Source organism: Amycolatopsis sp. 195334CR (genome assembly GCF_017309385.1).
GTDB lineage: Bacteria > Actinomycetota > Actinomycetes > Mycobacteriales > Pseudonocardiaceae > Amycolatopsis.
In genome coordinates, this window is sequence record NZ_JAFJMJ010000002.1 from 32,788 (window position 1) to 52,877 (window position 20,090).

The 20,090-nt window shown below is 66.9% G+C and carries 21 protein-coding genes and 1 tRNA gene; 16 read left to right on the forward strand and 6 right to left on the reverse strand.

Going from position 1 to position 20,090, the window contains the following annotated elements:
- Positions 1 to 98 precede the first annotated feature (98 nt).
- From JYK18_RS22880 to JYK18_RS22915, 8 genes are all read left to right on the forward strand, one after another.
- A complete protein-coding gene (locus JYK18_RS22880) occupies positions 99 to 1,103 on the forward strand; it encodes a LacI family DNA-binding transcriptional regulator (RefSeq protein WP_206804503.1) in 1,005 nt (334 codons plus the stop codon).
- 72 nt (positions 1,104 to 1,175) lie between these two features.
- Entirely contained in the window at positions 1,176 to 2,399 is a 1,224-nt protein-coding gene (locus JYK18_RS22885) for an extracellular solute-binding protein (RefSeq protein WP_206804504.1), read from the forward strand.
- A complete protein-coding gene (locus JYK18_RS22890) occupies positions 2,396 to 3,295 on the forward strand; it encodes a carbohydrate ABC transporter permease (RefSeq protein ID WP_206804506.1) in 900 nt (299 codons plus the stop codon). The genes JYK18_RS22885 and JYK18_RS22890 overlap by 4 nt, the downstream gene beginning before the upstream one ends.
- The gene (locus JYK18_RS22895) at positions 3,292 to 4,101 is read left to right on the forward strand and encodes a carbohydrate ABC transporter permease (protein ID WP_206804508.1); all 810 of its coding nucleotides are present in this window, start codon (positions 3,292 to 3,294) and stop codon (positions 4,099 to 4,101) included. The genes JYK18_RS22890 and JYK18_RS22895 overlap by 4 nt, the downstream gene beginning before the upstream one ends.
- Positions 4,102 to 4,109: 8 nt before the next feature.
- Entirely contained in the window at positions 4,110 to 6,059 is a 1,950-nt protein-coding gene (locus JYK18_RS22900) for a glycoside hydrolase family 31 protein (protein ID WP_206804510.1), read from the forward strand.
- Positions 6,060 to 6,091: 32 nt separating this feature from the next.
- Positions 6,092 to 6,817 (forward strand): hypothetical protein, encoded by a 726-nt coding sequence (locus JYK18_RS22905; protein WP_206804512.1) that lies wholly within the window; start codon positions 6,092 to 6,094, stop codon positions 6,815 to 6,817.
- A 196-nt stretch (positions 6,818 to 7,013) separates the two neighbouring features.
- Positions 7,014 to 7,087 (forward strand) — tRNA-Ile (locus JYK18_RS22910).
- 104 nt (positions 7,088 to 7,191) lie between these two features.
- The gene (locus JYK18_RS22915) at positions 7,192 to 8,469 is read left to right on the forward strand and encodes a site-specific integrase (RefSeq protein ID WP_206804514.1); all 1,278 of its coding nucleotides are present in this window, start codon (positions 7,192 to 7,194) and stop codon (positions 8,467 to 8,469) included.
- A gap of 1 nt (position 8,470) precedes the next feature.
- Here JYK18_RS22915 and JYK18_RS22920 read toward each other — a convergent pair whose 3' ends face one another.
- Entirely contained in the window at positions 8,471 to 9,616 is a 1,146-nt protein-coding gene (locus JYK18_RS22920) for a hypothetical protein (RefSeq protein WP_206804516.1), read from the reverse strand.
- A gap of 155 nt (positions 9,617 to 9,771) precedes the next feature.
- Between JYK18_RS22920 and JYK18_RS22925 the strand changes: the two genes are divergently transcribed.
- Complete coding sequence (locus JYK18_RS22925; protein ID WP_206804518.1) at positions 9,772 to 10,320, forward strand: NUDIX domain-containing protein; 549 nt, start codon at positions 9,772 to 9,774, stop codon at positions 10,318 to 10,320.
- On the opposite strand, the gene JYK18_RS22930 is transcribed toward JYK18_RS22925, so the two are convergent.
- Entirely contained in the window at positions 10,296 to 11,255 is a 960-nt protein-coding gene (locus JYK18_RS22930) for a tetratricopeptide repeat protein (RefSeq protein ID WP_206804520.1), read from the reverse strand. The genes JYK18_RS22925 and JYK18_RS22930 overlap by 25 nt on opposite strands.
- Positions 11,256 to 11,605: 350 nt before the next feature.
- Positions 11,606 to 11,992, reverse strand: a complete 387-nt coding sequence (locus tag JYK18_RS22935; protein ID WP_206804522.1) for a helix-turn-helix domain-containing protein — start codon at positions 11,990 to 11,992, stop codon at positions 11,606 to 11,608.
- 170 nt (positions 11,993 to 12,162) lie between these two features.
- Here JYK18_RS22935 and JYK18_RS22940 point away from each other — a divergent pair, with 170 nt between their 5' ends.
- From JYK18_RS22940 to JYK18_RS22960, 5 genes are read left to right on the forward strand one after another with little or no spacing between them, the layout of a single operon-like run.
- Positions 12,163 to 12,432 carry a helix-turn-helix domain-containing protein gene (locus JYK18_RS22940; protein WP_242582001.1) on the forward strand — a complete coding sequence of 90 codons (270 nt, stop codon included), beginning with the start codon at positions 12,163 to 12,165 and terminating at the stop codon, positions 12,430 to 12,432.
- Positions 12,426 to 12,761, forward strand: coding sequence for a WhiB family transcriptional regulator (locus JYK18_RS22945; protein ID WP_374195059.1), 336 nt, complete (start codon positions 12,426 to 12,428; stop codon positions 12,759 to 12,761). The genes JYK18_RS22940 and JYK18_RS22945 overlap by 7 nt, the downstream gene beginning before the upstream one ends.
- Complete coding sequence (locus JYK18_RS22950) at positions 12,758 to 13,087, forward strand: hypothetical protein (protein WP_206804528.1); 330 nt, start codon at positions 12,758 to 12,760, stop codon at positions 13,085 to 13,087. The genes JYK18_RS22945 and JYK18_RS22950 overlap by 4 nt, the downstream gene beginning before the upstream one ends.
- The gene (locus tag JYK18_RS22955) at positions 13,084 to 13,851 is read left to right on the forward strand and encodes a hypothetical protein (protein ID WP_206804530.1); all 768 of its coding nucleotides are present in this window, start codon (positions 13,084 to 13,086) and stop codon (positions 13,849 to 13,851) included. Before JYK18_RS22950 ends, JYK18_RS22955 begins: the two co-directional genes overlap by 4 nt.
- A complete protein-coding gene (locus JYK18_RS22960) occupies positions 13,848 to 15,917 on the forward strand; it encodes an FtsK/SpoIIIE domain-containing protein (RefSeq protein ID WP_206804532.1) in 2,070 nt (689 codons plus the stop codon). The genes JYK18_RS22955 and JYK18_RS22960 overlap by 4 nt, the downstream gene beginning before the upstream one ends.
- A gap of 119 nt (positions 15,918 to 16,036) precedes the next feature.
- Here the strand turns inward: JYK18_RS22960 and JYK18_RS22965 are convergent, their stop codons facing one another.
- Together JYK18_RS22965 and JYK18_RS22970 are read right to left on the reverse strand one after the other, a co-directional pair.
- Entirely contained in the window at positions 16,037 to 16,690 is a 654-nt protein-coding gene (locus JYK18_RS22965; protein ID WP_206804534.1) for a LytTR family DNA-binding domain-containing protein, read from the reverse strand.
- The gene (locus tag JYK18_RS22970; RefSeq protein ID WP_206804536.1) at positions 16,683 to 16,913 is read right to left on the reverse strand and encodes a hypothetical protein; all 231 of its coding nucleotides are present in this window, start codon (positions 16,911 to 16,913) and stop codon (positions 16,683 to 16,685) included. The genes JYK18_RS22965 and JYK18_RS22970 overlap by 8 nt, the downstream gene beginning before the upstream one ends.
- A gap of 1,106 nt (positions 16,914 to 18,019) precedes the next feature.
- Between JYK18_RS22970 and JYK18_RS22975 the strand changes: the two genes are divergently transcribed.
- Positions 18,020 to 19,021, forward strand: a complete 1,002-nt coding sequence (locus JYK18_RS22975; RefSeq protein WP_206804538.1) for an IS481 family transposase — start codon at positions 18,020 to 18,022, stop codon at positions 19,019 to 19,021.
- A 29-nt stretch (positions 19,022 to 19,050) separates the two neighbouring features.
- Positions 19,051 to 19,773, forward strand: coding sequence for a hypothetical protein (locus tag JYK18_RS22980; RefSeq protein WP_206804540.1), 723 nt, complete (start codon positions 19,051 to 19,053; stop codon positions 19,771 to 19,773).
- 22 nt (positions 19,774 to 19,795) lie between these two features.
- On the opposite strand, the gene JYK18_RS22985 is transcribed toward JYK18_RS22980, so the two are convergent.
- Positions 19,796 to 20,074, reverse strand: coding sequence for a DUF3892 domain-containing protein (locus JYK18_RS22985; RefSeq protein ID WP_206804542.1), 279 nt, complete (start codon positions 20,072 to 20,074; stop codon positions 19,796 to 19,798).
- Positions 20,075 to 20,090 lie beyond the last annotated feature (16 nt).

A 20,090-nucleotide genomic window follows, 5' to 3' on the forward strand; every position in this document is an offset into this window, starting at 1 on the left:
GGCCAGGTCAACGCTCCTTGTGTTCTTCGGCGGACTGGCCTAACCTCACCCAGCCGGAACAGATCGTCGATGCGCTTCGACTGACGGGAAGGGGCGAGATGATCACCATCGCGGATGTCGCCCGTGACGCCGGGGTCGCGCCGAGCACGGTGTCCTACGTGCTGTCCGGGAAGCGCTCGATCTCGCCGGAGACGCGGCGCCGGGTCGAGGCCAGCGTCCGCAAGCTCGGCTTCCACCCGCACGCCGGCGCCCGCGCGCTGGCCAGCAGCCGCACCCAGGTGCTGGCGCTGGTGGTCCCGCTGCGCACCGACATCCACGTACCGGTGGTGATGCGGTTCGTCACCTCGGTGGTCACCGCCGCCCGCAAGCACGACCACGACGTGCTGCTGCTGACCGCCGACGAGGGCCCCGACGGGCTGCGCCGCGTGGCCGGTTCGGCCAGCGCCGACGCCATCCTGGTGATGGACGTGGAGGCCGACGAGCCGCGCGTGCCGGTGTTGCAGTCGCTGCTGCGGCCGGTGGTGCTGATCGGCGTGCCGGACGACCCGGCCGATCTGTCCTGTGTGGACCTGGACTTCACCGCGGCGGCGGCCCGCTCGGTGCAGCACCTCGCCGATCTCGGGCACACCGAGATCGCGCTGGTGGGCCCCTCGCCGAACGTCTACGAGCGGGGGACCAGCTTCGCCGGCCGGTTCCTGCGCGGTTTCGCCGCCAGCGCGCAGGAACGCGGGTTGCGGGCGACCAACCACGCCTGCGCGCCCTCCTACGCGGCGGTGCGCGAGTGCGTGGCCAAGATCCTGGCCGGGCAGCCGGAGCTGACCGGGCTGGTGGTGCACAACGAGGCGGTGCTCGGCGGGGTGCTGGCCGAACTCCAGCGGCACGGCAAGCAGGTGCCCGACGAGGTCTCCGTGGTGGCGATCTGCCCGGAGGACATGGCCGCCCAGTACGCCACACCGCTGACCACCGTGGCGATCCCGTCCGACGACGTGGGGCAGATCGCGGTGGAGATGGCGATGCGGCAGCTCGACGGGGGCGGCTCGGCCGAGATCCGGCTGCTGTCCCCGAAACTCACCCCGGGGGGCAGTACCGCGCGCCGGCGCTGACGCACCGGCGCGACCGGGTTCCGCACCCCGTATTTCGAAGCGCTTCGACAGTGCCAAGATTCGGAGGACTAGATGAGCAGTGCCGCTCGAACCGCCCTCGTGCTCTCCGCCGTCGCCGCGAGCGCGGTCGCACTCGCCGGCTGCGGCCCCAGTGACCCCGGCCAGGCGGCCGCGGAGATCACCGCCCTGGACTACTACGCCGACCAGCAGGGCAGCAAGGCCTGGCAGCAGGTGCTGGACACCTGCGCGGCGGAGACCGGGATCAAGATCACCCGGCAGACCGTGCCGACCGACCAGCTGCTGCCCAAGGTCCTCAAGGACGCCAGCTCGCGCACCCTGCCGGACCTCCTCTTCGCGGACAACCCGTCGCTGCAGCAGATCGCCGCCACCGGCGCGCTCACCCCGCTGACCGACTACGGCATCTCCACCGACGGGTACTACCCGGGCATCGTGAAGGCCGGGACCTACCAGGACAAGGTGTACGGGCTCGCCCCCGGGGTCAACGGGCTCGCCCTGATCTACAACAAGAAACTGTTGTGGGAGAAGGGGATCGAGCCACCGCAGACCTGGGAGCAGCTCAAGGTGGCGGCCACCGCGCTGACCGCGGAGAGCAAGTACGGCCTGGCCTTCTCCGCGCTGGCCACCGAGGAAGGCGCCTGGCAGTTCCTGCCGTTCTTCTGGAGCAACGGCGCCGATCTGGCCACATTGGACTCACCGCAGGGCGTCGAGGCGATGCGCTTCGTCAACGACCTGGTGACCTCGGGGTCGGCGTCGAAGTCGGTGCTCAACTGGAACCAGAACGACGTGGCCGACCAGTTCGTCGCGGGCAACGCGGCGATGATGATCAACGGCTCGTGGAACCTGGCGCGGCTGGACGAGACCGCCGGGCTGGAGTACGGCGTGGTGCCGATCCCGACGCCGCGGGCGGGTACGCCGCCCGTGGTGGCGCTCGGCGGTGAGGTCGGCGCGATCCCGGCCACCGGCGCGGACCGCCAGCAGGCCGCGGCCAAGGTGCTCGGCTGCATCCTGGCCGAGCCGAACATGGTCGCCTGGGACAAGGCACACGCCTACGTTCCGTCCAAAGTGGAGGTGGCGAAGAAGTTCGGCCAGGAGAACCCGGCCATGCAGCCGTTCGTGACCGAGGTGGAGACGGCGCGGTCGCGGACCGGGGAGCTGGGGGAGAAGTACTCGACCGTCTCGCAGGCGCTGGGCGCGGCGCTGCAGTCGGTGCTGGCCGGGCAGCAGTCGCCGGAGGACGCGCTGCGGGCGGCGCAGGAGCAGGCGGGCCGTCCGTGAGGCTGGGTGCCTCGCGCTGGGCGGCCTGGGCGTTCCTGGCGCCCGCGCTGGCCTACCTCGTGCTGTTCTTCGGGTACCCGCTGGTCAACAACGTTTCGATGAGCCTGCGCGAGTACTCGGTCCGCTCGTTCTACACCGGTGAGGCGCCGTTCACCGGGCTGGACAACTACGCGGCGGTGCTCGGTGACCCGCTGTTCGGCACGGCCGTGCTGAACACCGCGGTGTTCACCGTCGCGTCGATCTTCTTCCAGTTCACCATCGGGCTGGCGCTGGCGGTGTTCTTCAGCGGCCGGTTCCCGCTGAGCGGGCTGCTGCGCTCGCTGCTGTTGCTGCCGTGGCTGCTGCCGCTGGTGGTCAGCGGCGCGGTGTGGCGGTGGATGCTGGACCAGGACCACGGCGTGATCAACGCGGCGCTTCGGGCGGTCGGCCTCGCCGACGGCCCGACGCCGTGGCTGACCGATCCCGGCTGGGCGCTGCCCGCGGTGATCATCGTGAACATCTGGATCGGCATCCCGTTCAACCTGGTGATCCTGCACGGCGGGCTGCGCGCGATCCCGTCCACTTTGTACGAAGCGGCGGAACTGGACGGCGCGGGCGCCTGGCAGCGGTTTCGGCACGTCACCTGGCCGCTGCTGCGCCCGGTCACCGCGGTGGTGCTGATGCTCGGGCTGGTCTACACGATCAAGGTGTTCGACGTGATCATGGTGGTCACCGGCGGCGGGCCGGCGAACGCCACGCAGACCCTGACCACCTGGGCCTACCAGCTCTCCTTCGACGGCGACTTCGCCTTCGGGCAGGGGGCGGCGGTCGGCAACCTGCTGGTGCTGGTCGCGACCGTGTTCGGCCTGCTGTACCTGCGGTCGGCGCGGGCACAGTTGCGGGAGGAGCAGCGGTGACCAGGTACCTGCGCACCGCGGCCGGGATCGCGGTGGTGATCGTGCTGCTGTTCCCGTTGTACTGGATGGTCAACGCCTCCCTGCAGCCGGCGGGCTCGCTGCTGAAGCCGTCACCGGACTGGCTGCCGCTGGACGGCACGCTCGACGGGTACCGCAGCGCACTGTCCACTCAGGGCGGTCACCTGCTGGCCAGCCTGGCGGTGGCGGCGGGCACCGTGGTGGTGTCGCTGCTGATCGCCATGCCCGCCGCGTACGCGCTGGCGCAGCTGAGGTTCCGCGGGGTGCAGGCGTTCGTCTTCGCGCTGCTGATCGTGCAGATGGTGCCGGGCCCGGTGATGGCGAACTCGCTGTACACGCTGTTCAGCGAGTTCTCCCTGATCGACAGCTACCTGGGCCTGGTGCTGGCCGATTCGACGGCGACCATCCCGTTCGCCGTGCTGGTGCTGCGGGCGTTCATGCTGTCGATCCCGCGCGAGCTGTCGGAAGCGGCCAGAGTGGACGGTGCCGGGTACTGGCGGGTGTTCAGCTCGATCATCGTGCCGGTCAGCCGCAACGCCATGGTCACCGCCGGGTTGTTCTCCTTCCTGTTCGCCTGGGCGGACTTCCTGTTCGCCGTCACGCTCACCACGGGACGCGCGATCGAACCGATCACGGTCGGCATCTACCGGTTCATCGGCAACCAGAGCGCCGACTGGAACGCGGTGCTGGCCACCGCGGTACTGGCCTCGATCCCGGCGGCGGTGCTGCTGGTGATCGCGCAGCGGTACGTGGTCGCCGGGGTCACCGGCGGCGCGCTCAAAGATTAGGAGCAGGCATGATCGAAGTGCGGGTCCGCCACGAGGTGATCCGGATCGAGCCGTGGGGCCCGGACAGCCTGCGCGTGCGCGTGGGCAGGCACGTGATCACCGAGGACGTGCCGGGTGCGCTCGTCGCGCCGAAGCCGTCCGAAGTGGAGGAGTCGGAACACCGGGTGGTCAACGGTTCCCTGACCGCGACGGTGGACCTGGTGGACACGGACACCGGCGTGGTGCCGGTGTTGTCGTTCACCCGCACGGACACGGGCGCGGAACTGCTGTCCGAGCAGCGGGCGCACTTCTGGTGGCCCGGCCCGCGGCTGCGCGAGGAACGCGGTGGCGGGTATGCCCGGCTGGAGCAGCGGTTCCACGCGTACGAGGACGAGCGGCTCTACGGGCTCGGGCAGCACACGCACGGGCGGCTGGACCAGAAGGGCATGGTGCTCGACCTGGTGCAGCGCAACGGCGAGGTGTCCGTGCCGTTCCTGTTGTCCAGCCGCGGTTACGGTCTACTGTGGAATTCCCCGGCGGTCGGGCGCGTCGAACTGGCGGAGAACGGCACCCGCTGGGTCGCCGATTCCGCGCGTCAGATCGACTACTGGATCACGGCCGGTTCGCCGTCGCAGATCCTGTCCCGCTACGCCGACGCGACCGGGCACGCGCCGATGCTGCCGGAGTGGGCGAGCGGGTTCTGGCAGTCGAAGCTGCGTTACCGCAGCCAGGCGGAACTGCTCGACGTGGCCAGGGAACACCACCGGCGCGGCCTGCCGATGTCGGTGCTGGTGGCGGACTTCTTCCACTGGACGCACCTGGGGGACTGGCGGTTCGATCCGGCCGAGTGGCCGGACCCGGACGCGATGATCGCCGAACTGGACTCGCTGGGCATCCGGCTGATGGTGTCGATCTGGCCGTCGGTGAGCCCGCTGAGCGAGAACTTCGCCGCGCTGCGCGACCGCGGTCTGCTGGTGGGCACCGACCACGGCATCCCGGCCCACGCGCCTTGGCACGACAAGGGGTTCGACGTCGAGATGCCGGTGACCTTCTACGACCCGACCAATCCGGCGGCGCGGGAGTTCGTCTGGGAGACGGTCAAGCGCAACTACTACGACCGCGGGGTGCGCGCGTTCTGGCTGGACGCCTGTGAACCCGAGTTGCAGCCGGGGCACCCGCACAACCTGAGCTTCCACAGTGGACCGGGCAGCGAGGTGGCGAACCTGTACCCGCTGGCGAGCGCGCAGACCTTCCACGAAGGCGCGCGGGGAGCCGGCTCCGAGGACGTGGTGCTGCTGTGCCGGTCGGCGTGGGCGGGGAGCCAGCGCTACGGCGCCGCGCTGTGGTCGGGGGACATCCCGGCGACCTGGGCTTCGCTGCGGGCGCAGGTGCGGGCGGGGCTGAACGTGGCCGTGTCGGGAATTCCCTGGTGGACCACGGACATCGGCGGTTTCCACGGGGGTGACCCGGATTCGCCGGAGTACCGCGAGCTGATGGTGCGGTGGTTCCAGTACGGGGTGTTCTGCCCGCTGTTCCGATTGCACGGGGTGCGGGACCCGCGGGTGCCGTTCGGGCCGGAGATGACCGGCGGCCCGAACGAGGTGTGGAGCTACGGCGAGGAGGCGGGGGAGCTGATCGCGGCGTCGTTGTGGTTGCGGGAGCGGATCCGGCCGTACCTGATGACGCAGATGCGGGCCGCGCACGAACACGGCACGCCGCCGATGCGGCCGCTGTTCGTGGAGTTCCCGGAGGACGCGGGTTCGTGGGACGTGGACGACCAGTTCATGCTGGGGCCCGACCTGCTGGTGGCGCCGGTGTTGCAGGCCGGAGCTGGCGCGCGCGAGGTCTACCTCCCGCCGGGCGTGACGTGGACCGACGCGTGGACGGGCGAGGTGGCCGAGGGCGGGCTGGTGGCCGCGCCGCTTGATCGCATCCCGTTGTTTCTGCGTGACGGAGCGAAGTTACCGATCTCGGGGTGAGCCGGCGGCGTTCCGGGCGCGTATGAGTCGGTATGGCGTGGCGAGTGGCGAACGCACTGGACAAACTACTGGCACAACTGGACGCGCTGGCCCCGGGCCGGAACCGGGCCAGCGACGGATCGATCGGGGACACCTCACACCAGAACCGCAGCAGTGACCACAACCCGTGGTATGGCCCCGGCATCGTGACCGCCCGCGACTTCACGCACGACCCGGCGGGCGGTCTCGACTGTCATTGGCTGGCCGCGAGGCTGGTCGAAGTGCGCGACTGGCGGGTGAAGTACGTGATCTGGGACCGCCGGATCGTCGACTCGCGGACCGATCCGTGGTCGTGGCGCCCGTACCACGGGGAGAACCCGCACACGAGTCACCTGCACCTTTCGGTATTGCCCAACCCTTCCTGCGATGACGTCACGCCGTGGGACCTCGGCGTCGTCGCGGAGTTCAACAGCGAGGAGCACAGCGTGGAACTGACCCCGGGTACGTTCGTGTCGAAGACGCTGGTCTGCCCGTCGGTGGCCGCCGACCTGGTGATCAGCCTGGGCTTCGTGTCGTTCACCGTGCACCACATCAAGTTCTTCGGCCCGACGCCGGAAGCGGGCTCGGCGGAACTGGCTTCCTACGGTGAACAGATCGTCGACCCCGCACGCCCCTACGTGAAACCCGCCCCGGCGGGCGCCCTCACCGCGGAAATCCTCTACTCACTGGCGCCCGGCACCCCGCAGCACACCGCGGTGGCTGCCTTTCGAGCGCGCTGAGCCTCCGGACAGCGACCACGACGCGTGGTGAGCAGCAACGCGGGCACACCCTGGAAAACGGGGCAAACCCTGCATGATGCCGCCCTGCTCACCCGTCCGCGGCCCCCGCCCTCACCCTACCGGCGCCCCCCGACGCCCATGAGGTAAGTTCGACCAGCGACTCGCGGGGGCTTCGTCGCACCCGCCCGCTCGCACGGGGCCGGTAGCTCAGTTGGTCAGAGCAGGGGACTCATAATCCCTTGGCCGCGGGTTCGAGCCCCGCCCGGCCCACCCCTCTGACCAGCCCAGATCCTCTGGTGCAACGTCGTCACCCATCCGCGTGTCCATTGCCCTGTCCATTGACAGCCCTCGTCAGGCGCGCTCAGCCTGTGGTTATGGCCAGGACAGCAGCGAGCGGAGACAGCCGCAAGCGGGGGAGCATCCGCGCCCGGGGCAACTCACTCCAGGTGCGCGTCTATGCCGGCGTGGATCCGGTAACCGGCAAACCCGCCTACCTGACGGAAACCGTTCGCGGAACGGATAAAGCGGCACACCGAGCCGCGAACAAGGTGATGACGAAGCTCCAAGCGCAAGTCGATGGACAGCGCTCGGCGAGCACTTCGGTCTCGTTGTCCTACGCCATCGATGAATGGCTCCGCACGGCCGACATCGAGTCGACAACTCGTCATGGCTACGTGGGCTACATCGAGCGCAGCATCCGGCCGACGCTCGGTGACATCCCGATCAACAAGCTGACGGCTCGCATGCTGGAAACCTTCTACGGCGAACTCCGGCGATGCCGGATCCGATGCAGCGGTCGGCCGTTCGTTGAGCACAACGCCGAAGGTGAGCACGATTGCGGCAAGCTGAAGTGTAGGCCGCACAAGTGCAAGGGCATGGCTCCGTCGTCGGTGCGGCAGATTCACTCCATCATCAGCGGGGTGCTCAATGCCGCCGTTCGCTGGGACTGGATCACCTCGAACCCCGCACGCATCGCTCAGCGCCCGAAACAGACGCCGCCGCAGCCCGATCCGCCGTCGCCCGCCGAGGCCGCCCGCCTCGTGGAGAAGGCTTTCGCCTTGGACGAGGATTGGGGCACGCTCGTATGGCTGGTCATGACGACGGGCATCCGCCGCGGTGAGGTGTGCGCTCTTCGCTGGTCCCGTGTCGACTTCGATGAGGGAATCGTCGAGATCCGCCGCAGCTACACGACGCTCCGGGGCGTCGGCACGGAGAAGGATACGAAGACCCACCAGATGCGCCGCATCGCCCTGGACACGGAAACCACCGTCCTCCTGCGGGAACACCTCGCACGTTGCCAGCAGCGTTATGAGGCGCTAGGAGTCCAGTGGAACGCCGACTCCTACGTCTTCCCAGGCACACGCGGCAACGATCCGTCGGTGCCCTACCCGCCGGATGCCGTTTCGAGCCGCTACAAGAAGATGGCGAAGCGCCTCGGCATCGACACCCACATTCACGCCCTCCGCCACTACTCGGCTACCGAGCTGCTCACGGCCGGAATCGACCTGCGAACAGTCGCCGGACGCCTCGGCCACGGTGGCGGCGGCGCAACCACCCTGCGAGTCTATGCCGCGTGGGTTGCTGCTGCCGACCGCAAAGCGGCAGAGATACTCGGTTCTCGCATGCCCAGGGTTAATCGAGGTGGCGAATAGACTAGAGGACCACATTTTGTAGTTCGGTAAGCATGTTCTTCGCCAACTCTTGCGCGCCCTCGTTTGCGCCGGTTGCTGCGCCGTGTGCTACTCCTGACAGAACACCTTTTACTGCTGCAATCGATTTGCGAATACGGCTCTTCTGGGGCTGCTGAGAGGTGGTTTCTTCTAGGACTTCTTGGCCTGATTCCCTGATGATTTCTTCGTCGTCTCCGACGAGATTGAATCCTTTGATTTCGCGCAGTATCTGGGTTATTAGCGTAGCTAGCGCTTCGTGTCCAGGTGTCACCTCCTGTCTGGAAAGTTGTAGCATTGAGTTATGGTCGCCTACTGCGATCTGCATGCTGCCATTGGCGTCACCGTGAATCACTGGACCGTTATTGATCACCGTTGTCTCGACCCTTGTGCTGGCATGAACCGCTGGCGTGTCGCTCGACATGACTACATCTAGCCCCCTTGCTGTCAGTGTTGGGCGGATAAATCCGTCCACTTCCTGGTCGATCCTTATCGAGTTCACGTATCCCTTATCGTGTAGATATTGGGCTGATTTGCGAACCTCTTGAAGGTCAAATTGACGGCCAAGATAGTAGGAGGAGGAGTCTTGAAGAAACTCGGTAAAATCGATTGGCGGAGACTCGTCCTCTCGATTGTTGAGCCAGTTCAACATGCGACCTGTCAAGATGCTAATTCTTCTGCTCTTGTCGGATCTAATGGACATGATTTGCTGAATCTGCATTTGTCCTGGTGGTGTCAGGTGGCCGTCGACCCCGTCGCCGTCTTCGATTACGGTGGCCAATCCGTGAGCCTCTAGCAGTCGTCCCGCCTCTGATGCCTTCGATCTATCTATGTTCGCTTCGCGTGCGAACTGGTTAAAGCTGTGAAACCCTTGAGTTGGTTCGGGTTGTTGGGCGATCCACTCCATCAACTGAATTGAGATGGTGGCAAGCGGGGTGGGTGCAAAAGGGAAATCTGTTGATTCCATGTGGTGTCCTGATTCCGTGTCCGGATTTGCGGCGGGCCGCGATTTGATCGGCATCGCTTCTAGTGGAACCTTGATTGGTTTTCTCTTGAATTCTTTTTCAAGGTCCTTCTTGATGTTGTTGGCAAATTTCTGCATTGCTCGCCGATTGTGTGAACTAAGCGACATGATCGTCCTCCTTGTGGCATGTTACGTCGTTCGAGGGCGCGCGGCATGTAAGACACGAGTGTGCCGATGATCGTGTGTTCAGAGAGTTGAGCATGCGAGCGGAACTTGTGGCAGCGCCTAGGGGTGGCTCAGTGGTCATCACTAGGCTGTGCATCGTGGGTGACGAGCACGGAGCGTGGCAGACGTACGGTGAGCGGTTGGTGTATGACAACCGGTGGGTGAAGGTCGGGTTGACCGACGTTCAGGCGCCCAACGGGGAGCGCTGGGAGTACCACGTGGTGCACCTCGCGCGCATCGCCATCGCGCTGATCGTGAACGATCGGGACGAGGCGCTGATGCTGTGGCGCTACCGGTTCGCCACGAAGCAGTGGGGGTACGAGCTGCTCGGCGGCATGGTGGACGACGGCGAGGAGGCCGCCTTCACCGCCGCGCGCGAGGCGGCTGAGGAGAGCGGCTGGCGCCCGGTTGGCAAGCCGGAGCACCTGGTGAGCTTCGAGCCGCTGCCTGGCCAGGTCACCGCGCCGATGGACGTCTATCTGTGGCGCGAGGCTGAGCACGTCGGCGACCCGACCGACACCGAGGAGGCCGGGCGCGTCGAGTGGGTGCCGCTGTCCCGCGTGAACGAGCTGGCCCAGCGGCAAGAGCTGCTTGGCTCCGGGACGCTGGTGTCCCTGCTGTACTACCTCAACTCGCGCGAGGGTTGAGGTAGCACGAGGCGCTCCAGCCTGCGGCGCAGTCGCGCGGAGCGAAGCTGGGAGATGAGCTGCCGAGCCTGCCGCGCGTAGGTCTCGGCGCCCTCTCGGTCCCCTGCTGCCCCGTAGGCGAGCGCGAGGTCGACGCAGGCCGAGGCGCGGGCGCGGACGAACTCGCTGGGCACCTCCTCGATGACGGCTTCGAGGTGGCTGATCGCCTCCTCCGCGCCGAGGTGGACCAGCGCGTTCCCGCGCCATCGGTCCAGGTGAGTCCCGCCGAGGAAGAGGAACGGCAACTCGGGGTGGACCACCTCGGACGGCCGTAACTCGTCGGCCTCGTCGAACGATCGCAGCGCGTTGTCCCCGTCACCGGAGATGGCGTGTCCCTCGCCTTGAGCTGCGGCGAGCCAGGCGCGAAGCAACCGGGGCGCTCGCTTGCCGATGTCGCGAGCCTCGGCGAACAGCTCGACCGCGTCCTCGACGTTGCCCGCGTCGATGAGTACGAACGCCTGTTCAGCCGTGGCGTGCGCCAGCAGCGCGGCCGACTCGGCTTCCCGCGCCGCGGATTTGGCCTGCTCGTAATGCGCCCACGCCTGTTTGAGCGAGCCGATGTCGAGCGAGGTCCACCCGGCCAGCGTGGATGCCTCGGTGAGCACGCCGGCGAGGGGCGCCCGGTGGCGCTGGAGCAGCGTGTGCCTGATCAGGTCATCGAGTTCTGAGATCTGACCTCGCAGCCGCTCTAGCCGCTCAGCGGAGCCGAACCGGCGGTCAGCATGCCGGACTCCGTCGACTTCCTGCCGGAACAGTTCGACCGTCTGCGGGTCGACGCGGCGAGCGATGACCAGGCGTTCGACCAGTTCCTCACCAAGTGGGCGGCCGTCGACGCTCGACGGGAAACCGAGGTCCTCGTCGGTGCGGCCGTAGATCTCACGGAACACCCGCCGCATCGCCGGTTCGGGCAGGACATGGCCGTTTTCCCACCGGGATATCTCGGCCTTCCGGCTCGCAACCGGAAGCACGGCCAAGCCGAACGCTGGACAGCGGGCATTAATGGCCTTCGCCAGTTTCTCTTGGCTCCAGCCAGCCTCATGGCGGGCCGCTTGTAGCGGGCTTTTCACCTTTCTCATGAGTCCCCCCGAACCCCTGATCACCAGCGAAAATAACACGGAATAACACGGCGTGTGTCAACTACTGCCGTCTGTGAACCGCTCCCAGAATGCCGTTTCTTGGTGTCATGAACAACGCCAGGAAGCACCGCCGGTCGGCCCCGCGGACCGCCCGCCCGTTCATCACCGGGCTACGCGGCAGGGCCACCACCGCGCCGGATCAGAACCGCGACATCGGCGCGCAGTTCGGCGAGTTGCTCCGTGAGATCGGTGAGCCGCCGTTCGATCACGGTCAGGCGCGCGGACACCGCGTCGTCCATGTCCTCGCGGGGTTCCCCGACAGCCGGCGGAATCCGGCCGTGCAGCACGGCGGTCAGGTGCTGCGAGTGCCAGCCGAGCGCGACGGACAGCGCTTCGAGCGTGCGCTCACTTCGCTTGCGCTCCACCGTGTTCCGCTGGATTTCGCGGACGATGGCCTGCGAGACCTGCGAGCGTTCGGCCAACTCGCGCTGGCGCCATCCGAGCTCGTTCACGCGCTCGTTGATGGCCTTCGCGACCGCCGCCCAGTCTTCCGACACCCATTCCTCCGTGGTCCGCCTGTGCGCCGACATTAGCGCCTACGTCATTTCGCGCGGCGGAGATCAGGTTCGCGTCGCGCTTCTGGACCATCATTTCGTCATTGAACGCTGATTTCAGCCTGAATACTCGGCTGAAATAGTCGATTGGGAATTCTTCTATGGATACCTCCATGCCGAACGCCGGTCGCCCGGTGTTCTACACAGTTCGAGAATCCGCCCGGCTTCTCCGCGTCGACGCCTCCACTCTCTATCGAGCGATCAGGGAAGACGCGTTCCCCGCAGTGAAGGTGCGGACCCGGTACGTGGTGCCCGCCGTCGCGCTGGACCGGCTCATCTCCGATGCGGCTGAGTCCGGCGGCCGGGTCGACCCGGCCCAGATGGCCGCCGAGCGGCGAACCGCCCGCGAGGTTGCCCGGGTGACCGGGGGTGCGCCGTGGTGAACCGGGACGACTGCGAAGCCATCGTTGACCGCCTCGACCGCTACGCCGCCGTTCCGGATGACGTGCTCGCCGAGTACGTGACCCGCGAAGGGCTCTGCTTCTGGGCGTTCAGCCGCACCGAGATGCCGGAGTTGACCGGCGAAGACACGCCGGACCGCGAGTTGGCCGCGCGGATGTGCGCAGGATGCCCGGTCACCGATGAGTGCTTGGAGCTGGAACTGCGCACGTCCGGCCCGTTCACGGTCGGTGTGTGGGGCGCGCTGCCCGACACCGACCGCCGCGTGATCTACCGGACCTGGAGCGTCCGCCGGGGCGGTGAGCAGCGATGACGATCAACCTGACGCCGGAGCAGGTGCTCGCCGGCTTCGGCGTGCTGCTCGTGGTGTTCCTGGTCTGGCGGCGCGGCGCGAAGAAGGCGCGCCGTGCTGCCGAGACCGCACGGGCCGGGGTCCGGGCCATTTCCCTGGCCGGTCGGGTCGTCTTCCTGGGCGCGGCACTGGTCGGGGTGCAGTGGCTGGTCATCACCCATCCCGGCAACACGACGCTGCTGCTCGTGACACTGGCCGTCCCGGACCTGATCGCGGCCCACGTCCTGACGCGGGCGCTGACGGTCGTGGCCGCAGACGGGACACCTCGCCGAGGTGGTCGGCGATGACAGAGAGAACGGAAGGGGTGGTCGCCGTCGAGCGGCCGCCCGCCCCGCCTACCCGCGCCGAGCGGCTCGCGCAGGACGCAACCGCCGCTGCGGAGGTGCGGGCGCACCAGACTCATCCGGATGTGGTGGCGCTCCGGGTGGAGCGGGTTCGCGCGCAGGTGGACCGGCTGTGCTGGACCGGGATCGTGCTCGGACTGGCGTTCACGATGACCAACGTGCAGTGGTTCGCGGCGGCCGGTTCCGCCCCGTGGTCGCTGCCGTGGCTCGCCGCGTGGTTCCTCGACCCCATGGTGTCGCTGGTGCTGCTGGCCATCCTGCGGGCCGAGCAGGTCACCGCCCGGTACCAGGTGCCCACCGGGCCGTGGACGCGGACCGCGAAGTGGTTCACGCTCGCGGCCACCTACGTGATGAACACGTGGGCATCGTGGGCGGACGGGTCGCTGTCCGGCGTGGTGCTGCACTCGGTACCGCCGCTAATCGTGTTCGTGGCCGCCGAGGCCGTGACCGATCTCCGTGACAAGCTCACGGAAGCGGTCACCGTGGCGTTCACAGACGCCGCTCAGCGCGCTGTTCACGAACGTCGCGCACCCCGCCGGAAGGCGAAGGGGCGCAAGCTGTTCGCGGACTACCTCGCCGAGGCACGAGAGGCATGGACGCCCGGTGTGGTGATTACTCCGGCATGGGTTCGCCAGGCCACCGGGTGTTCCCGCGGCTTGTCCTCCCGGCTGGCTGCCGCGCTCTCCCGAGAGGAGGGCCAGTCATGAACACCGACATCGAGAAGGCCGGGCCGGTCTTCGACGGCGAGTTGGTGGACGACACGTTGCCGCAGCCGCGACCGCGTTCACGGAAAGGACGGTTCAAGACGTGGTGGCTGCGTTCGCCGCGCGTACCGGCCGCGTTCAAGGATGCGGCGCAGGCGCGGCAAGCGGCCAAGGATGCGGTCGTGGGAATGCTGCGGATGCCGTGGCGGTTCGCCGGAGCCGTCGTTCGCGGCGCCGTCGCCGGTGCCCGTCTGTGGCGCCGGTGGGTCACCGTGCGGGACTACCGCGAAGCCGCCGAGGGATCGGAGAAGCTCGCGGACAAGTTCACCGAGATCCGGGAACTGACGCTGTTCCGCTGGCGGGTGACGGGTGCCGTGGTCGTCGCGGTGGCGGTAGCCGGCGGTTTGGTCGCGCTGCTCTACGGGGCGCGTCCACTGTGGATCGCCGGTGGTACGTTGGCGGTTGCACTGGCCGTACTGGGACGCCGAAAGGACGGCAGTCCGGGACGCAAGCCGACGTTGGCCGGACCACGCACGCTCACGTGGACGATGGACCCGCAAGTCCTGGTGGACGCCTTCCGCGACGCGAAGCTGATCGGCAAGGACGAGCTGTTGCGGCTCGTCCAGCGTCCGACCCGGGTCGGCGACGGCTGGTCGGTCATCGTCGACTTGCCCGCGACCCGCAAGGCGGCCGACGTGGTGAAGAACCGGGAAGCGCTGGCGTCCGCGTTGGCGGTAGATGAGGTGCAACTCATCGTGGAACGCGTGCGCGGCAACGGCGGGCACGCGGGCCGGGTGTCGATGTGGGTCGCCGACGAGGACCCGTACGCGTCACCACCACTGGCAACGCCGTTGCTCGACGTGCAGACATGGGACGCGTGGCGGCCGGTGCCATTCGGCCGGGACGCTCGCGACCGTCGCATCTCGCTGCCTCTGGTGTGGACGTCCTTATTGGTCGGTGCAATACCAAGGCAGGGGAAGACTTTCGCGGCACGGTTGGCAGCCGCGGGCTTGATCCTGGACGCATGGGTCCGGCTGTACGTTGCCGACTTCAAGGCGGGCAAGGATTGGGACGCTGCCGCTCAGGTTGCCCACCGGTTCATGTCCGGCGACGACACCGAACACGTTCTTGGTCTCAAGGACTGGCTCGAGGAACTGGTCGGTGAAGTCCAGAGCCGGTACCGGCGTATGCGGGACCTCGACGATGTGACGTGCCCGGAATCGAAGGTCACGCCGGAGATGTCCCGTGACGTCTCGCTCAACATGCCCATCACCGCGATCTTCATCGATGAGGTGCAGGTGCCGTTGGAGGACCGGACACCTGTTGAAGTGCAAGGGAAAACGCTGACCGCAGGCGAGTACATCGGCGAACTGCTGACCTGGCTGGCGAAGAAGGGACCAGCCGCAGGGGTCGTGCTCGTGCTGGCCACGCAGCGGCCGGATTCCAGGACCATCCCATCCGGACTGCGGGCCGTGCTGGGCTCGCGGTTCGCGCTGCGGGTGATGGACTGGCGTGACAGCAACATCGTGCTCGGCGAGCAGATGAACACCCGTGGCTACGACTCCAGTCGCCTGCTGCCGTCGCACAAGGGCGTGGGCATCCTGCGGCCCGACGGCGACACCGACGCGGGCGCGGACGTGCTCGCAATGACCGTGCGGACCTACTACATGCCCAACGAGGACTGGCAGACCATCTGCCAGCGCGGCCAGGCGCTACGAGAGGAGGCGGGCACGCTGACCGGGCACGCGGCCGGAGAGGACACGACGCCGGTTCTCGACTCGGCGGACGTGTCGAAGGCCATCGGGACCGGGCAGCAGGCGCCCGCACTGCCCGAGCCGCTCGCATCCGTCGTGGACTACCTCGGACCGGACATCGACCGGCGCGAGTTCGTCCCGTCGGCCGAGCTGGTCGAAGCGCTCGACGTCGACTCGACGAGCTTCGGCACGCAGATGGGTGACCTCGGTTGCCGGTCGGTCCGGGACCGGATCACCGAGGACGGCCGGGTCCGGCAGGTGCGCGGCTACCTCACCGCGGACCTGCGCCGCGTCCGTGACGAGGGCGCCTTGTGACCCGTCACGTGCCCGTCACGCCGTCACATCCGGCGTGACGGGCACATTCATGCTCTGACCTGCGCAAACCTTCTCTGTGACGGGCTTCGCGTGTGACGACCTCCCCGTCACAGCGGGGGTTATCGGGCCATTTGAAGCAGTTCTCCGCGCAAGGCCGCGAGACGGCGTCGACTGACCGGCACCAGCCCGCAATCCGTCTGGGCCATCGTCCCGCCATCGGGCATCCGGTGGAGTGCGCCGACCGCGTCCACTGCCACGAGGTAGCTGCGATGCACCCGCGCGAACGCGGGCTCCCAAGCGCGGGCCAGCCGGGAAATCGGCACCCGGACCAGGTGAACTCCTGTCGGCGTGTGCAGCCGCACGTTGTCGCCGACGGCCTCGGCGAACCGCACTTCGACGCGCTTGAGGAACCAGGTGTGGTCGTCCGCCTTTACTGGGACCGACTCCGCTGGCTGGCATCGGCGTCGAACCTTCGCCGACAGCCGGGCCGCCTTGCCGACCACTGCCTCAAGAGCGGCAATGTGGGCGCTGAGCTGCCCGATCCCGGTATCCGTGAGCCGCATCTCCAGTCCGCAGCCCTCGCCCCTCGTCTCCAGATACTCCGTCCACTTCAGCGTCTTGACGTGGCTGATGATGGACGCCACCGGCTCGTCCAGCGCTCCGGCCACCTCAGCAAGGCTTCGCCATCTGGCGTCGGTCAGACAGCAGAGCACGTACAGCCGCAGCGGGACCTCAAGCAGCGGGTCGCACTCCGGCTTGGTGTCGTCAGGCACCACCGACCTCCGGCCGGTCGCGCGGAACACGACTCAGGCAGGACTCACAGGGCATGCCCGCGGGCCGGTCGAGCTGCTCAAGCTGGCCGGGGCCGAACTCGTCACCGCACAGGGCCACCAGCCGCGCTGTCTCCTCGTCGGGAACCGGGAACAGGTGGCAGACGCGCCGCGTCTCGCCGACCGTGCCACGAAGCGGACGGGCCAGGAACAGGCGCACCGTCACCGGCCGCCCCGCCAGTGATGACGTCCGGCAGGGACGGATGCCGAGCCTGTCCCTGCCGGACGTCCAGACCGGCCACCCCGGTCGGGGGATGCCGCGCCGGACCTTGAGCGCGGCACGGGGATGGCCGGAGTCTCGGAGTGACCGAACAGCCGTCGCCAGAGGCCGGGTTTGCGGTGACGCCGCGGACGCATCCGGCGTTCGACGGTCCGCAAGGTGTTCCGGGCTTCGAGGTAGAGCAGGCAGCGCGCGCAGGGCTCACCGGGTGACCAGAGCATCGGCGCCACGTCCACCACGTGCCCGCACACCGACTCGTACCGGCCGAGTTGCTCACTCCGCCCGGCGGCGAACTGCTCATCGGTCACCGCGTGGTCGTAGCCGTCGACCACGCACCTGTGCCAACTGACGTACAGCCCGCCGGCATAGCCGGGTCGCTGCCGTTCGTGCCCCACTTCCTACCTCTTCCCTGAGACCGCTGACCAGCGCCGATACGGCGTTGGGTCGATATCAGCCTGTCAGGTACGCTCATTTCAGCGAAGGCCACAAGGGGGCCATTAGCGGGCCATTCGAAGACCACGGGAGGACGAGGTGACCAGCCAAGGCGCTCCGCGGCGACGCGAGCCGCGCACGCTGCTTGAGCAGCTGATCTGGGAGCGAAACCAGACGCTCGCGGAGTTCGTCGAGTGGACCGAGGAGTTCGCCCGCCGCCACAACGAGCCCGGCACTCTCAGCGAACGCAACCTCAAGCGACTCGTCGCCGGTCAACGTACTAGTGGCATCCCTGTTAGTCATCCACGCCCTGCGACCGCGCGTTTGCTTGAACGAATCTTCGACCGCCCCATCGGAGAATTGATCGTTCGGCCTCTAAGGTTTACCGAAGGCGAGGAGGAGCTAAGGGAACGTATCGCTCTATCGCGTCGGGTCGACTCAACCATCATCAAATCGCTCAATGAGCAACTACATATGATTCGCCGAATAGATCGACATCTAGGTGTTGCGGGTCATGAGGTTGTTGACGGCCGGCAGGGGCTGAGACGAGGGGACGGGTCTTTCGGCGGCAGGATGAGAAGTACCACCAACTCGTCCGCTCGACCGGAAAGACCCGTCCGATGTCCCACCGTAATGCCCCGCTGTCTGTCGAAGGCCGTCGCCGTCTGGTCGAGCGTTGCCAGACTCGTCCGATCGCGCATGTCGCCGCTGAGATGGGGATCTCGCGGCAGTGCGCGTCGAAGTGGGTCAACCGTCACCGCCGGTACGGCGATACTGGCCTGCTGGACCGGTCCAGCATCCCGCACCACCAACCCACCGCCACGCCTGCGCAGGTCATCATTCGGATTGAGGCGATGCGCCGGGAACGCAAGTGGTCAGCGCGGCGGACCAGCCTCGAGCTGGCTAGCGAAGGAACCGTGATCGCCGTCCGCACCGTGAGCCGGCACCTGGCCCACCTCGGCCTGAACCGGCGCCGGTTCCTCGACCCCACCGGCGAGAACAACCGCCGGCCACGTCGCATTCACGCCCGCTGGCCCGGGCACATGGTCCACCTCGACGTGAAGAAAGTCGGCGTCATTCCCGACGGTGGTGGCTGGCGAGTCCACGGCCGCGGCACCGAACAAGCCAAACAGTCCCTCCGGGGCCGCACACGCGGCGGCCGGGCCCGCTACACCTACCTGCACACCGCGATCGACGGCTTCTCCCGCCTGGCTTACACCGAGGCCTTGCCTGACGAGCAGGCCCGGACCGCGATCGGGTTCACCCACCGGGCCAGGGCGTTCTTCGCCCGACACGGCATCCGATATGTCCACCGGCTCGTCACCGACAACGGCGCCTGCTACCGCGCCCACGACTTCACCACCGTGCTCCGCGGAGCACGACACCAACGCATCACGCCCTACACGCCCCGTCACAACGGCAAAGTCGAGCGCTACCACCGGATCCTGGCCGAGGAATTCCTCTGCGCCCGTGTCTGGACCAGCGAACAGCACAGGTCAGAAGCACTACAAATCTGGAACGTGCACTACAACTACCATCGTCCCCACACTGCCGCCGGAAACCAGCCTCCCGTCACCCGGCTCCACACCGGCGTCACCAACGTCATGGCCTCATACATCTAGGTGTGTTCGTCGCCCGAGAAGAAGTTCTTGTGAAGAAGGGGCAGGTTGAACGACTGCTGTCTTACAGCTTGAGTCCCAATGTGCGCGAACGGTTGGCCGGTCTCCTGTCAGAGATCGGGACGTTGGCCGGTTGGCAAGCCCTCGATATGGGAAGGCGTCATGCCGCCTGGCTGCACTATGAAAGTGCCCTTGCCGCGGCTCGTGAATCTGGCCATTCTGGCTTTATCGCGCATGCGGCGGCAGAGCAAGCTTTTGTCTTGCTCGATCTCGGCGAGGCGTCGGCGGCCGTAAATTTACTTACGGAACTAAATAATCGGGCGAAGCGTGATGTGAATGAACTGTTGCGGTCGTGGCTTTGTGCGGCATTGGGGGAAGCGTTCGCGGCGGTTGGTGATCGTGTTTGCAGCTCGCGTGAGTTTGATAGGGCCTTTGCGCTCCTCCCGGATTCTCCGGGAGATTTCGACGAGCCTTACGTTGCACTCGACGTCGGCCACCTTTCGCGCTGGCAAGGTCATGCATTTACCCGAGTCGGCGATCCTGGCGCCGTCGAGGTGCTCTCAGTTGCGCTTGAACAGCTTGACCCTTCGTTTACTCGAGCCGAGATTTCTCTCAGAGTCGACCTGGCTACTGCGTTCACTGCAATAGATGAGCATGAGCAGGCTCGCCTGCACTATGAGCGAGCTATGGCGATGGCTGGTCAAATAGGTTCTGTCAGGCAAGCTGCACGAATTCGATCACTTGTGGGCGCCTAAGTTACCCGTGAAGGCGGCCGGTCTAGAATCTGGGAAGTGAGAGTAGGTTATTCGTCCAAGTCTTATCCGCGTAAGTTCGCAGGTATTTTGGCCCATGGGCTGGGGTTACTACCCCTACGTGGACCAGTTGGCCTCCCTCGCTGACGTATGCTGTCCCGTTTTTAGATTCAATCCAGGTAACGATCGCTGATCGAGTACTTTCGCCCGTCTCTCCGCTTTCTCGATTTGTCCATCGCAATCTAGCTATGTGCTCGTGCAGCGTTCCGCCTTCGAGGTGGACAGAGGTGATCCGGATGCTCATGTTTCCTCTTTCTATT

Excerpts from the sequence above, each read along its gene's own strand:
- JYK18_RS22885 (WP_206804504.1), top strand. The coding sequence starts at position 1,176 with ATGAGCAGTGCCGCTCGAACCGCCCTCGTGCTCTCCGCCGTCGCCGCG.
- JYK18_RS22940 (WP_242582001.1), top strand. The coding sequence starts at position 12,163 with ATGCCGAACGCCGGTCGCCCGGTGTTCTACACAGTTCGAGAATCCGCC.
- JYK18_RS22900 (WP_206804510.1), top strand. The coding sequence starts at position 4,110 with ATGATCGAAGTGCGGGTCCGCCACGAGGTGATCCGGATCGAGCCGTGG.
- JYK18_RS22985 (WP_206804542.1), bottom strand. The coding sequence starts at position 20,074 with ATGAGCATCCGGATCACCTCTGTCCACCTCGAAGGCGGAACGCTGCAC.
- JYK18_RS22920 (WP_206804516.1), bottom strand. The coding sequence starts at position 9,616 with ATGTCGCTTAGTTCACACAATCGGCGAGCAATGCAGAAATTTGCCAAC.
- JYK18_RS22955 (WP_206804530.1), top strand. The coding sequence starts at position 13,084 with ATGACAGAGAGAACGGAAGGGGTGGTCGCCGTCGAGCGGCCGCCCGCC.
- JYK18_RS22975 (WP_206804538.1), top strand. The coding sequence starts at position 18,020 with ATGTCCCACCGTAATGCCCCGCTGTCTGTCGAAGGCCGTCGCCGTCTG.
- JYK18_RS22930 (WP_206804520.1), bottom strand. The coding sequence starts at position 11,255 with ATGCGGCGGGTGTTCCGTGAGATCTACGGCCGCACCGACGAGGACCTC.
- JYK18_RS22905 (WP_206804512.1), top strand. The coding sequence starts at position 6,092 with ATGGCGTGGCGAGTGGCGAACGCACTGGACAAACTACTGGCACAACTG.
- JYK18_RS22950 (WP_206804528.1), top strand. The coding sequence starts at position 12,758 with ATGACGATCAACCTGACGCCGGAGCAGGTGCTCGCCGGCTTCGGCGTG.
- JYK18_RS22880 (WP_206804503.1), top strand. The coding sequence starts at position 99 with ATGATCACCATCGCGGATGTCGCCCGTGACGCCGGGGTCGCGCCGAGC.
- JYK18_RS22915 (WP_206804514.1), top strand. The coding sequence starts at position 7,192 with ATGGCCAGGACAGCAGCGAGCGGAGACAGCCGCAAGCGGGGGAGCATC.
- JYK18_RS22960 (WP_206804532.1), top strand. The coding sequence starts at position 13,848 with ATGAACACCGACATCGAGAAGGCCGGGCCGGTCTTCGACGGCGAGTTG.